The 12,279-nt window shown below is 35.2% G+C and carries 15 protein-coding genes; all 15 read left to right on the top strand.

Translation table 11 applies throughout. The features are described from left to right. The first annotated feature begins 14 nt into the window (after positions 1-14). The 15 genes from CD036_RS12655 (at position 15) to CD036_RS12725 (ending at position 12,157) form a co-directional block, all read left to right on the top strand. Positions 15-1,058: an L-threonylcarbamoyladenylate synthase gene (locus tag CD036_RS12655; RefSeq protein WP_103388814.1), complete on the top strand. Its 1,044-nt coding sequence runs from the start codon at positions 15-17 to the stop codon at positions 1,056-1,058. Further along, positions 1,055-1,480, top strand: coding sequence for a low molecular weight protein arginine phosphatase (locus CD036_RS12660; RefSeq protein WP_103388815.1), 426 nt, complete (start codon positions 1,055-1,057; stop codon positions 1,478-1,480). Before CD036_RS12655 ends, CD036_RS12660 begins: the two co-directional genes overlap by 4 nt. A gap of 138 nt (positions 1,481-1,618) precedes the next feature. Further along, positions 1,619-2,146, top strand: a complete 528-nt coding sequence (locus CD036_RS12665) for a TIGR01440 family protein (protein WP_021458997.1) — start codon at positions 1,619-1,621, stop codon at positions 2,144-2,146. A 23-nt stretch (positions 2,147-2,169) separates the two neighbouring features. After that, positions 2,170-3,408: a serine hydroxymethyltransferase gene (gene glyA, locus CD036_RS12670; RefSeq protein ID WP_021458996.1), complete on the top strand. Its 1,239-nt coding sequence runs from the start codon at positions 2,170-2,172 to the stop codon at positions 3,406-3,408. Positions 3,409-3,426: 18 nt separating this feature from the next. Then, a complete protein-coding gene (gene upp, locus CD036_RS12675; protein ID WP_002510319.1) occupies positions 3,427-4,056 on the top strand; it encodes a uracil phosphoribosyltransferase in 630 nt (209 codons plus the stop codon). A 22-nt stretch (positions 4,057-4,078) separates the two neighbouring features. Then, positions 4,079-5,209 (top strand): non-hydrolyzing UDP-N-acetylglucosamine 2-epimerase, encoded by a 1,131-nt coding sequence (wecB, locus tag CD036_RS12680; protein ID WP_103388816.1) that lies wholly within the window; start codon positions 4,079-4,081, stop codon positions 5,207-5,209. A 145-nt stretch (positions 5,210-5,354) separates the two neighbouring features. Then, the gene (locus CD036_RS12685; protein ID WP_002510317.1) at positions 5,355-5,711 is read left to right on the top strand and encodes an ATP synthase subunit I; all 357 of its coding nucleotides are present in this window, start codon (positions 5,355-5,357) and stop codon (positions 5,709-5,711) included. 20 nt (positions 5,712-5,731) lie between these two features. Next, positions 5,732-6,454 carry a F0F1 ATP synthase subunit A gene (gene atpB / locus CD036_RS12690; RefSeq protein WP_002510316.1) on the top strand — a complete coding sequence of 241 codons (723 nt, stop codon included), beginning with the start codon at positions 5,732-5,734 and terminating at the stop codon, positions 6,452-6,454. A 38-nt stretch (positions 6,455-6,492) separates the two neighbouring features. Continuing rightward, positions 6,493-6,705, top strand: a complete 213-nt coding sequence (gene atpE / locus CD036_RS12695; RefSeq protein WP_002510315.1) for a F0F1 ATP synthase subunit C — start codon at positions 6,493-6,495, stop codon at positions 6,703-6,705. A 106-nt stretch (positions 6,706-6,811) separates the two neighbouring features. Beyond that, a complete protein-coding gene (locus CD036_RS12700) occupies positions 6,812-7,330 on the top strand; it encodes a F0F1 ATP synthase subunit B (RefSeq protein ID WP_031266549.1) in 519 nt (172 codons plus the stop codon). Next, on the top strand, positions 7,330-7,869 hold the full coding sequence (locus CD036_RS12705) for a F0F1 ATP synthase subunit delta (RefSeq protein WP_103388817.1): 540 nt from the start codon (positions 7,330-7,332) through the stop codon (positions 7,867-7,869). Before CD036_RS12700 ends, CD036_RS12705 begins: the two co-directional genes overlap by 1 nt. Before the next feature lie 23 nt (positions 7,870-7,892). Further along, complete coding sequence (atpA, locus tag CD036_RS12710; RefSeq protein WP_103388818.1) at positions 7,893-9,401, top strand: F0F1 ATP synthase subunit alpha; 1,509 nt, start codon at positions 7,893-7,895, stop codon at positions 9,399-9,401. A 30-nt stretch (positions 9,402-9,431) separates the two neighbouring features. Then, entirely contained in the window at positions 9,432-10,298 is an 867-nt protein-coding gene (gene atpG, locus CD036_RS12715; protein ID WP_002510311.1) for an ATP synthase F1 subunit gamma, read from the top strand. 23 nt (positions 10,299-10,321) lie between these two features. After that, positions 10,322-11,734, top strand: coding sequence for a F0F1 ATP synthase subunit beta (gene atpD, locus CD036_RS12720; RefSeq protein ID WP_002510310.1), 1,413 nt, complete (start codon positions 10,322-10,324; stop codon positions 11,732-11,734). A gap of 18 nt (positions 11,735-11,752) precedes the next feature. After that, positions 11,753-12,157: a F0F1 ATP synthase subunit epsilon gene (locus CD036_RS12725; protein ID WP_103388819.1), complete on the top strand. Its 405-nt coding sequence runs from the start codon at positions 11,753-11,755 to the stop codon at positions 12,155-12,157. Positions 12,158-12,279 lie beyond the last annotated feature (122 nt).

Below are 12,279 nucleotides of genomic sequence, written 5' to 3' on the forward strand. Positions count from 1 at the left end.
GGATGTGATTTTACGTGAATACAAAAATATGGGATGTCAGAAGTTATATTGATGATATAACAACATTTCCAGAGATAGATGATATTAAACAAATTTATCATCAAGGCGGGTTAATAGCTTTGCCTACTGAAACAGTGTATGGTCTCGGGGCAAACGCTTTGGATGATAATGCGGTTAAAAAAATATATCAAGCCAAAGGTAGACCATCAGATAATCCGTTAATTGTACATATTCACAGTCTTGAGCAACTTACTGATTTTACGACAGGTATAACTGATGAAGTTTATTTACTGATGAAACATTTTTGGCCTGGTCCAATTTCATTTATTTTGCCGTTGAAATCAGGTTATTTATGTTCGAAAGTGTCAGGTGGGTTAAATAGTATTGCAGTAAGAATGCCAAGTCATCGAATTGGTCGTCAAATATTACAATTGGTTGATTTACCTATTGCTGCACCGAGTGCCAATTTAAGTGGCAAGCCATCACCTACTCAATTCGACCATGTTTATCAAGATTTAAATGGCCGTATTGATGGCATTATTAACGGCGATCAAAGTGAGGAAGGTTTAGAAAGTACAGTATTAGATTGTACGTCATTTCCTTTTAAAATTGCACGACCAGGTTCCATTACACAAAAAATGATTGAAGCGGTTATTCCAAATAGTATTGCTGCAACAACAAATTTTGATAGCGAGAGACCTATTGCTCCAGGTATGAAATATAAACATTATGCACCGCAAACACCTATTTATCTGTTAAGAAATTTTCGACACCAACCAAATTACGATAAATTATGGGAGCGTAAAGCATTTATTGTACCAGCAACCTTAAAATCTTATGTGCCGAGTAATGCACAATATATAGAGTTGTGTGATGATGAACAAGATATTAAAACAGCTAATCACAGACTATACGAAATATTACATCTTATAGACAGAAGAGATGATATTGACGAGGCTTATTTGTATGCTTTTGAAGATAAAGACGATACAGCAGCAATAATGAATAGAATGTTAAAAGCGACTAATCAATTATGGATAGATGGAGATACTTTATGAAGATTATTTTCGTTTGTACGGGTAACACATGTAGAAGTCCATTAGCTGAAAGTATAGCTAAGGCTAAATTGGCACATTACACAATTGAATCAAGAGGATTATATGCAAATAATGGCGGGGCAATTTCAACACACAGCCAAGCAATTATTAATAAACAACAATTACCTCAACCAAGCCATACTCAAATGTTTACTGAAACAGATTTGCAAGCTGATTTAATTTTAACGATGTCAACAACGCATAAAGATACAATTAGTTACATGTTTGGTCAGCAAAATCATGTATTCACAATTAAAGAATATGCAGGTTATCAAGGAGAAGTTAGTGACCCGTTTGGTGCGGATGAAGGCGCTTACGACGCAGTTTTTGAAGAACTTAATACTTTGATTGAGAAAATAAAAATTAAAATATTAACGCAATAAATTTGTAGAATTAGTATAAGTTATCTGAAAAATACGTTATAATAACTAGGTGTAGCAAGTTTGCTGAATTTATATATTTATATAGTAAATGGTAGAACTTTACACTTTGTATATAATTATTTTCAAAGGGGTGGGAAAATGAAGGAAGATTTGCAGTTATTGCTTAATGAACTCAAAGCGCGTGAATTTTTTGTTGAAGATGAATTGTGCCTGATTGGTTGTTCGACATCCGAGGTCATAGGTGAGCGAATTGGTTCCGTTGGTTCTATGGAAGTAGCAGAAACAATATATAATTTGTTAGCGACTATAGAACGAGAAACAGGCGTGTCTTTCGTATTTCAGGGCTGTGAACATATTAATCGAGCAGTAACTATTGATCGATCCAACTTTGACCCACATACGATGGAAGAAGTTACAGTAGTGCCAGATGTTCACGCTGGAGGTAGTTTAGCTACTTATGCTTATAGTCAATTAAATGATCCAATGGTTGTAGAGACTATTTCAGTACCTAAAGGAATAGATATTGGTCAAACATTAATTGGTATGCATATACAACATGTGGCTATCCCTGAACGTACTAGTGTAAAACGAATTGGTGAAGCGAATGTAACGATTGCATCATCTAGACCTAAGAAAATTGGTGGCGAACGAGCGAAATATAACTAATACAGAAACGAGGGAATTTACCAATGTCATTTATTCAAAAGCAAGATAAAGAAATTTATGAAGTGATTCAAAATGAATTTAACCGTCAAAACAACAACATCGAGCTTATAGCTTCAGAAAACTTCGTGTCAGAAGCAGTAATGGAAGCACAAGGATCAGTATTAACAAATAAATATGCTGAAGGCTATCCTAACCGCAGATATTATGGTGGTTGTGAATTCGTTGATGTCTCTGAAAGCTTAGCAATAGAAAGAGCTAAACAATTGTTTGGTGCAGAACATGTTAATGTTCAACCACATTCAGGCTCTCAAGCAAATATGGCAGTTTACTTAGTTGCACTTGAACATGGTGACACTGTATTAGGAATGAACTTAAGCCACGGTGGTCATTTAACTCATGGCGCACCAGTTAACTTTAGTGGCCAATTTTATAACTTTGTAGACTATGGCGTTGACAAAGATACTGAAAAAATCGATTACGATGAAGTTTTAAGCATCGCTAAGCAACACAAACCTAAATTAATCGTAGCAGGAGCTTCAGCTTATCCACGAGAAATTGACTTCAAACGATTTAAAGAAATCGCAGACGAAGTAGGGGCTAAATTAATGGTAGATATGGCACATATCGCAGGACTAGTAGCAGTTGGTTTACATCAAAACCCTGTTGAGTATGCAGATTTTGTTACTACTACTACGCACAAAACATTACGTGGGCCTCGTGGTGGTATGATTTTATGTAAGGAAGAATATAAAAAAGAAATTGATAAAAAAATCTTCCCTGGTATTCAAGGTGGTCCATTAGAACATGTTATTGCCGGTAAAGCGATTGCTTTTGGTGAAGCATTACAAGACGAATTTAAAACATACCAAGAGCAAGTCATCAAAAATGCTCAAACTTTAGCATCAACATTGACAAACGAAGGTTTCAGAGTTGTTTCAGGAGGTACTGATAATCATCTTGTAGCAGTTGATGTTAAATCATCAGTTGGTATCACAGGTAAAATTGCTGAAGAAACATTAGATGCGATTGGTATTACATGTAACAAGAACACAATACCATTCGATCAAGAAAAACCATTTGTTACAAGTGGTATTAGATTAGGAACGCCTGCAGCAACTACTAGAGGTTTTGATAAAAAAGCATTCGAAGAAGTTGGAAAAATTATTAGTTTAGTGCTTAAGAATCCAGAAGATGAAAAAACTTTAGAAGAAGGTAAATCTAGAGTGAAGGCATTAACTACAAATCATCCTTTATACAATTAATATTAGGAGGGAAATGAAATGGGCAAGGTTCATGTTTTTGACCATCCATTAATTCAACACAAATTAAGTTATATTCGTGACGTAAATACTGGCACAAAAGAATTCAGAGAATTAGTTGACGAAGTCGGTATGTTAATGGCGTATGAAGTAACAAGAGATTTAGATTTACAGGACGTTGAAATCGAAACACCAGTGACAAAAATGGTAGCAAAACGTTTAACAGGTAAAAAATTAGCGTTTGTTCCAATTTTAAGAGCTGGCTTAGGCATGACACAAGGTATTCTTAACCTCGTGCCAGCGGCTAGAATAGGTCATATTGGATTATATAGAGATCCAAAGACTTTAGAGGCAATAGAATACTTTGCTAAATTACCACAAGATATTGAAGAGCGTGAAATTGTTGTAGTTGATCCTATGTTAGCAACAGGTTCTTCTGCTATAGAAGCAATTAATTCATTGAAAAAACGCGGGGCGAAACATATTCGTTTTATGTGTTTAGTTGCTGCACCTGAAGGTGTAGAAAAGATGAAAGAAGCGCATGAAGATGTAGATATCTACATTGCTGCATTAGATGATAGATTAGACGAACATGCATATGTAACACCTGGTTTAGGTGATGCTGGTGATCGTTTGTTTGGTACAAAATAGTGACATCCAGGAGTGGAGTAAAATGAAGAAAATTATGACTGTTTTTGGCACTCGTCCAGAAGCAGTGAAAATGGCACCTCTGGTCAAAGCATTACAAGAAAGTAATGCTTTGGAGCCAGTAGTCGTAGTTTCAGCACAACACCGAGAAATGTTAGATGGTGTTTTAGATACTTTTAACATTCAACCAGACTATGATTTAGATATAATGACGCAAGGTCAAACATTATCACAAATTACGTCGAAAGTGTTAATGAAGCTCGAAAGTGTTATTCAAGAAGAACAACCGGATATGATTTTGGTACATGGTGATACTATGACCACGTTTGCTGGTAGCTTAGCTGCATTTTACAATCAAGTTCCTATTGGTCATGTTGAGGCAGGATTGAGAACATGGGATAAATATGCTCCGTTTCCTGAAGAAATGAATAGACAAATGGTAGGGGTAATGGCAGATTTAAATTTTGCCCCTACATTTAATGCTGCCCAAAATTTGCTAGATGAAAACAAATCAGAGGAGAGTATTGTAGTAACTGGAAATACAGCGATTGATGCTATGAAAACTACAATAAAAACACACTATGATTCAGCAATTCTCAAACGCCATCCCGGTAAACGTATTGTTTTATTAACTGCTCATCGTAGAGAGAATATTGGCGAACCTATGGAACGTATTTTTCAAGCTGTACGTAATATTGTTGAGACGTATAGCGATGTGGTAGTTGTCTATCCAATGCACAAAAACCCAAAGGTAAGAGCAATTGCAAATAATTATTTGGCAGGACATGACAGAATAGAATTAATAGAACCATTAGGTGTAACTGATTTTCACAATTTTGCAAATCAGTCGTATATTATCCTAACCGATTCTGGTGGCATCCAAGAAGAAGCGCCATCACTTGGTAAACCTGTCTTAGTGTTAAGAGATGCAACAGAACGACCTGAAGGAGTAACGGCTGGCACATTAAAAATTGTAGGTACTTCAACAGCAACAATAGAACAAGCAACTAAAGAGCTTTTAGATAATCAGCATAGCTACGAAGCAATGAGTGAAGCAAAAAACCCTTATGGTGATGGCAATGCATCGAGTCGCATTTGTGAGCATATTAAATATTATTTTGGCATAATTGATAAAAAGCCAAATTCATTTGTTTAAATGTGACAATTTTATGTCGACTGCAAAAAAACTTATTTAACAATTTTAATAGAATTGACACGACTTACAGGCTATATTATTATTAAATTTGTATGAGTGGAACGGTTTTCATAAACGAATGAAATAGACGAAATGAGGCACAAAATTGAAACGTTTCTCCATCATTTTCAATCAATATATACAATACTATCTATACTTATTAATTGTATTGATTATTGTGTTTTTTTTCACACAATCACCTTTTATATTGGGGTTAATCATAGGTACTGTTGGTTCGTTACTCAATACGATTATTTTCGAATATTACTTAGCGAAAGCTAAGAAGAGTGACACGATACATATTTCTACGGGCAATATTTGGAGATATTTGGTAGCGATTTTAGCTTGTACCATATGGGTCTTTTTTAAAGACAATATCAATATTTTTGGTGTGGCTTTAGGTTTAATGATTTCTTATGTTGTGGTAACAATTAAACCGTTTATTCATAAGAAAAAAAACTAGTAAAAGAGAGGTGAAATTGTATGCAACACGACAACCCTCTTGTCAGTTGGAATGTATTTGGTTTAGACCTCGTGTTTAATTTATCATCAATTATGATGTTAATTATTACAGCGATTATTGTATTTGTACTAGCTATTATATGTACACGTAATCTTCAAAAACGTCCAACCGGCAAGCAAAACTTCATAGAATGGGTTTTTGACTTTGTTCGAGGTATTATTGAAAGCAATATGGCATGGTCAAAAGGTGGTCAATTCCACTTCCTTGCAGTTACTTTGATCTTGTTTATCTTTGTGAGTAATATGCTTGGCTTACCATTCTCTATTGTGTCAGGACATACGTTGTGGTGGAAATCACCAACAGCAGATGCCACTGTTACATTAACACTGTCAACGCTAATAATTCTGTTGACGCATTATTATGGTATTAAAATGCGTGGCACAAAGAGTTACTTTGGTAATTACACAAAACCTATTTTCTTATTACCAATCAATTTATTCGAGGAGTTCACTTCAACTTTAACGTTAGGTCTTCGTCTTTACGGTAATATTTATGCTGGTGAATTATTACTTACTCTTTTATCAGGATTAGTAGTTAATAACTTGTTATGGGGTTGGATTATAGGTTTACCAGGTTTAGTTGTTTGGCAAGCATTCTCGATTTTCATAGGTTCAATTCAGGCCTATATTTTCATTATGCTATCAATGGTTTATATGTCACACAAAGTACAAGATAGCCATTAAAAATAAAATTATAAAACAATTTTTAGGAGGATTTATTAATGAATTTAATCGCAGCAGCAATCGCAATTGGTTTATCAGCATTAGGTGCAGGTATCGGTAACGGTCTTATCGTATCTAGAACAGTAGAAGGTGTAGCACGTCAACCAGAAGCACGTGGACAATTAATGTCAATTATGTTCATCGGTATTGGTTTAGTTGAGGCATTACCAATCCTTGGTCTTGTAATTTCATTCATCGTAATGTTCATGTAATTACACTTTAAAAAAGGCGAAGTCGTTTTTTGACTTTCGCCATTCGTTTTTATCTAACAGCAAATAGTTACAATGAAAGAAAGGAGTGTATGAGCTAGTGAATGCGATGACAAATACATTAGTATTAGGTGCAAGCCAAGCTAGTGGTGTTCAGTGGGGTACGATCATTGTTACCTTAATTACTTTTCTTGTTTTATTAGCATTATTGAAAAAGTTTGCATGGGGTCCTTTAAAAGAAGTTATGGACAAACGTGAACGTGATATAAATAAAGACATTGATGATGCTGAACAAGCTAAATTAAATGCACAAAAATTAGAAGAACAAAATAAACAAACTTTAAAAGAAACACAGGACGAGGTTCACAAAATACTAGAAGACGCAAAAGTACAAGCACGTCAACAACATGAAGAAATTATCAATGAAGCTAATGTACGCGCAAATGGCATGATTGAAACAGCACAAAATGAAATCAACAGCCAAAAAGAACGTGCAATTGCGGATATTAATAATCAAGTGTCTGACTTGTCGGTACTAATTGCATCTAAAGTATTACAAAAAGAAATTAGTGACCAAGATCAAAAAGAACTAGTTGCTAAGTACCTTAAAGAGGCAGGGGATAAATAATGGCTATTGTAGCTAACAAGTATGCTAAAGCATTATTTGACGCTTCTAAAGATGCAGAAATACTAGATAGTGTTTATGACGAGTTTTCAATAATCCATGAGGCTGTACAATCTGAGATTCCTAATTTAGTAGCAATGGATCAGGATCCTCAAATAGATGGTCATCATCGTCGTAGAATCGTAGGTATTGTATTTGGTAATTCTAATCAATACATACAAAATATGCTGATGATTCTTGCATCCAATCGTCATTTAGGGCTAATCGATAAAATTTATAATGCATTTACTCAACAATACAACGAATTTTACAATCGTGATTATGCAGTAGTTGAATCTGTATATGAATTGTCAGAACAAGAATTATCAGAAATTGAAACAATAATAACAAATAAAACGCAATTATCTAAAGTCATTCTTTCAAATGAAATTAACCCTGCTTTAATAGGTGGTATTAGAATTAATGTAGGTACAAAAGTAATGGATGCAAGTATACAAAATGATCTTGCACAGTTAGAAAAACATTTCAAAAGAGTGAACTAATAAATATTAAAGGAGTGACATAGATGGCCATTAAAGCAGAAGAAATTAGTGCATTATTACGCTCACAAATTGAAAACTATGAGTCAGAAATGTCTGTTACGGATGTTGGAACTGTACTTCAAATTGGTGACGGTATTGCATTAATTCACGGACTAAACGATGTTATGGCTGGAGAATTAATAGAATTCAAAAGTGGCGTACTAGGTTTAGCACAAAACTTAGAAGAATCTAACGTCGGTGTTGTTATTTTGGGACCATATCAAGATATCAAAGAAGGGGACGAAGTAAAACGTACAGGACGTGTTATGGAAGTTCCAGTTGGCGAAGAAATGGTAGGTAGAGTAGTAAATCCATTAGGACAACCAATTGATGGACAAGGTCCAGTTAATACTTCAAAAACTAGACCTGTTGAGAAAAAAGCAACGGGTGTTATGGATCGTAAATCAGTTGATCAACCTTTACAAACTGGTATTAAAGCGATTGATGCCTTAGTACCTATTGGTAAAGGACAACGTGAATTAATTATTGGTGACCGTCAAACAGGTAAAACAACATTAGCAATTGACACTATTTTAAACCAAAAGAGCGAAAATACGATTTGTATTTACGTAGCAATTGGTCAAAAAGATTCAACAGTACGTGCGAATGTTGAGAAATTACGTCAAGAAGGCGCATTAGACTATACTATCATTGTTTCAGCATCAGCTGCAGACCCAGCGCCAATGTTATATATTGCACCTTATACAGGAGTGACAATCGGCGAAGAATTTATGTTTGATGGTAAAGACGTATTAATTGTTTATGATGATTTAACAAAACAAGCAGCAGCTTATCGTGAATTATCATTATTATTACGTAGACCACCAGGCCGTGAAGCATACCCAGGTGATGTCTTCTACTTACATAGTAGATTACTCGAAAGAGCAGCAAAATTAAACGATGACCTAGGTGGCGGTTCTATTACTGCATTACCTATCATTGAAACACAAGCTGGCGACATTTCTGCGTATGTTCCAACAAACGTTATTTCAATTACAGATGGTCAAATTTTCTTACAATCTGATTTATTCTTCTCAGGAGTTAGACCAGCAATCAATGCTGGACAATCTGTATCTCGTGTAGGTGGATCAGCACAAATTAAAGCAATGAAAAAAGTTGCAGGTACGTTAAGACTCGACTTAGCTTCTTATCGTGAATTAGAATCATTTGCACAATTCGGTTCAGATTTAGATGAATTTACTGCACAAAAATTAGAACGTGGTAAACGTACAGTAGAAGTGTTGAAACAAGATAAAAACAAACCACTACCTGTTGAAAACCAAGTATTAATTATTTTTGCATTAACTAAAGGTTATTTAGACGATATCCCAGTAGCAGATATTACTCGTTTTGAAACTGAATTTAATCAATGGGCAAAATCAAATGCTTCATCATTACTTGATGAGATTAGAAATTCAGGTGGATTACCAGAAAACGAAAAATTTGAAGCTGCGATTAATGAATTTAAAAAGAGCTTTAGTCAATCACAATAATTAATATAAGCTACAAAAGGTGGTGAGATAATGGCATCTCTTAAAGAGATTGATACACGTATAAAATCTACGGAAAAAATGAAACAAATTACTAAAGCAATGAACATGGTTTCAAGTTCAAAACTACGTCGTGCTGAAAGTAATACAAAACAATTTGCTCCGTATATGGAAAAAATGCAAGATGCGATTACTGCAGTTGCTGGAGCTAATAAAAACTCTAGTCATCCAATGTTACAACAACGTGAAGTTAAAAAGAGTGGCTATTTAGTTATTACAAGTGATCAAGGTTTAGCTGGTGCATATAATGCTGGTGTATTAAAAAACTTGTTGAATGATATAAAAAGTAAACATGAACGAGCAGATGAATATGAAATTTTAGTACTAGGTCAAACGGGTGTTGATTTTCTCAAAAACAGAGGCTATGAAGTAAAAGGTTCAATCGTTGATATTGCTGACCAACCATCCTTTAAATCTGTTCAAGCGATAGCTAAAAAGGCTATTGATTTATATGGAGATGAAGAAATCGACGAATTAAACATTTACTTTAGTCATTTTGTCACTGTATTAGAAAACAAACCATCTAAGAAAACTGTCTTACCATTATCTCCAGAAGATTCCAGTCTAGGACATGGTCAAATGTCATCATATGAATTTGAACCAGACAAAGAATCTATATTGAGCGTTATTTTACCACAGTATGTGGAAAGCTTGATTTATGGCACAATACTTGATGCTAAAGCAAGTGAACATGCAGCACGAATGACTGCAATGAAAAACGCAACAGATAATGCAACAGAACTTATCGATGATTTATCACTCGAATATAATAGAGCTCGTCAAGCAGCTATCACACAACAAATTACTGAAATTGTTGGTGGCTCAACTGCACTTGAATAGAATAATAAAGGAGGAAAATTAACATGGGAGTAGGCCGTGTAACGCAAATTATGGGTCCAGTCATTGATGTTCGTTTTGAACATAATGAAGTGCCAGCAATTAACAATGCCTTAGTTCTAGATGTAGAAAAAGACAATGAAACAACAAGTTTGACGTTAGAAGTAGCGCTTCAATTAGGCGACGATGTGGTCCGTACAATTGCAATGGATGGTACAGAAGGTGTTAAACGTGGCACTGAAGTAAAAGATACTGGCAATAGTATTAGTGTACCTGTTGGTGATGCGACACTTGGAAGAGTGTTTAATGTATTAGGTGACACAATCGATTTGGATGAAAAAATTGATGATTCAGTACGTCGTGACCCAATTCATAGAGAATCACCTGCATTCGATCAATTATCTACGAAAGTAGAAATATTAGAAACAGGTATTAAAGTTGTAGATTTATTAGCACCGTATATTAAAGGTGGTAAAATCGGATTATTTGGTGGTGCAGGTGTAGGTAAAACTGTACTTATTCAAGAATTAATTAATAACATCGCTCAAGAGCATGGTGGTATTTCAGTATTCGCAGGTGTAGGTGAACGTACACGTGAAGGTAACGATTTATACTTCGAGATGAGTGATAGTGGCGTTATTAAAAAGACAGCGATGGTATTCGGTCAAATGAACGAGCCACCTGGTGCACGTATGCGTGTAGCACTTTCAGGCTTAACTATGGCAGAGTACTTCCGTGATGAAGAAGGTAAAGATGTATTATTATTCATCGATAATATCTTCAGATTTACACAAGCTGGTTCTGAAGTATCAGCTTTATTAGGTCGTATGCCTTCAGCCGTAGGTTATCAACCAACATTAAGTACAGAAATGGGTCAATTACAAGAACGTATTACATCAACTACGAAAGGTTCGGTAACTTCTATCCAAGCAGTATTCGTACCTGCCGATGACTATACCGATCCAGCTCCAGCAAACGTATTTGCTCATTTAGACTCTACAACAAACTTAGAACGTAAATTAACAGAAATGGGTATTTATCCAGCGGTTGACCCACTTGCTTCTACATCAAGAGCGCTTGAACCATCAGTTGTTGGACAAGAGCATTATGATGTAGCACGACAAGTACAATCAACACTTCAAAAATACCGTGAATTACAAGACATTATTGCAATTTTAGGTATGGATGAATTATCCGAAGAAGATAAAAGTACAGTTGAACGTGCACGTAGAATTCAATTCTTCTTATCACAAAACTTCCACGTTGCTGAACAATTCACAGGACAAAAAGGTTCTTATGTTCCAGTTAAACGAACTGTTGAAGACTTCAAAGATATCTTAGAAGGTAAGTATGATCACATTCCTGAAGATGCTTTCCGTCTTGTTGGTAGTATGGACGACGTATTAGCAAAAGCAAAAGATATGGGTGTTGAAGTTTAAAATTAGGAGGTAAGGATAATGAACACATTAACCCTAAATATTGTCACTCCTAATGGTGCTGTATACGAACGTGAAGACATTGAACTTGCTGTATTACAAACTACAGCTGGCGAAATGGGTGTCATGTGGGGACATATTCCTACAGTTGCAGCATTAAAAATCGGCTATGTCAAAGTGAATTTTGATAGTGGTTCAGAATATATTGCAGTGAGTGAAGGCTTTGTTGAGGTTAGACAACATAAATTATCAGTTATTGTACAAACTGCAGAACGTGCGAATGAAATAGATGTCGCTAGAGCACAATTAGCGAAATCAAAAGCAGAATCGCACTTGGCTAATGAAGACGACAACAGTGATATCTATAGAGCAAAACGCGCGTTAGAACGTGCAAATAATAGATTACGTGTCGCTGAATTACAATAAATTAATAAAGAGGTTGGGACAATATTAATTTGTTCCAACCTCTTTTCATTTTGGCAGTAGCTGACTGCATTGAAAATGCGCTTCAAATCAAGCTTTTTTCAATGCTAGTCATCCTTGCCGGG

It is taken from the genome of Staphylococcus arlettae (assembly GCF_002902345.1).
In the GTDB taxonomy this organism is placed as follows: domain Bacteria; phylum Bacillota; class Bacilli; order Staphylococcales; family Staphylococcaceae; genus Staphylococcus; species Staphylococcus arlettae.

Excerpts from the sequence above, each read along its gene's own strand:
- CD036_RS12660 (WP_103388815.1), top strand. The coding sequence starts at position 1,055 with ATGAAGATTATTTTCGTTTGTACGGGTAACACATGTAGAAGTCCATTA.
- CD036_RS12665 (WP_021458997.1), top strand. The coding sequence starts at position 1,619 with ATGAAGGAAGATTTGCAGTTATTGCTTAATGAACTCAAAGCGCGTGAA.
- glyA (WP_021458996.1), top strand. The coding sequence starts at position 2,170 with ATGTCATTTATTCAAAAGCAAGATAAAGAAATTTATGAAGTGATTCAA.
- upp (WP_002510319.1), top strand. The coding sequence starts at position 3,427 with ATGGGCAAGGTTCATGTTTTTGACCATCCATTAATTCAACACAAATTA.
- wecB (WP_103388816.1), top strand. The coding sequence starts at position 4,079 with ATGAAGAAAATTATGACTGTTTTTGGCACTCGTCCAGAAGCAGTGAAA.
- atpB (WP_002510316.1), top strand. The coding sequence starts at position 5,732 with ATGCAACACGACAACCCTCTTGTCAGTTGGAATGTATTTGGTTTAGAC.
- atpE (WP_002510315.1), top strand. The coding sequence starts at position 6,493 with ATGAATTTAATCGCAGCAGCAATCGCAATTGGTTTATCAGCATTAGGT.
- CD036_RS12700 (WP_031266549.1), top strand. The coding sequence starts at position 6,812 with ATGACAAATACATTAGTATTAGGTGCAAGCCAAGCTAGTGGTGTTCAG.
- CD036_RS12705 (WP_103388817.1), top strand. The coding sequence starts at position 7,330 with ATGGCTATTGTAGCTAACAAGTATGCTAAAGCATTATTTGACGCTTCT.
- atpA (WP_103388818.1), top strand. The coding sequence starts at position 7,893 with ATGGCCATTAAAGCAGAAGAAATTAGTGCATTATTACGCTCACAAATT.
- atpG (WP_002510311.1), top strand. The coding sequence starts at position 9,432 with ATGGCATCTCTTAAAGAGATTGATACACGTATAAAATCTACGGAAAAA.
- atpD (WP_002510310.1), top strand. The coding sequence starts at position 10,322 with ATGGGAGTAGGCCGTGTAACGCAAATTATGGGTCCAGTCATTGATGTT.
- CD036_RS12725 (WP_103388819.1), top strand. The coding sequence starts at position 11,753 with ATGAACACATTAACCCTAAATATTGTCACTCCTAATGGTGCTGTATAC.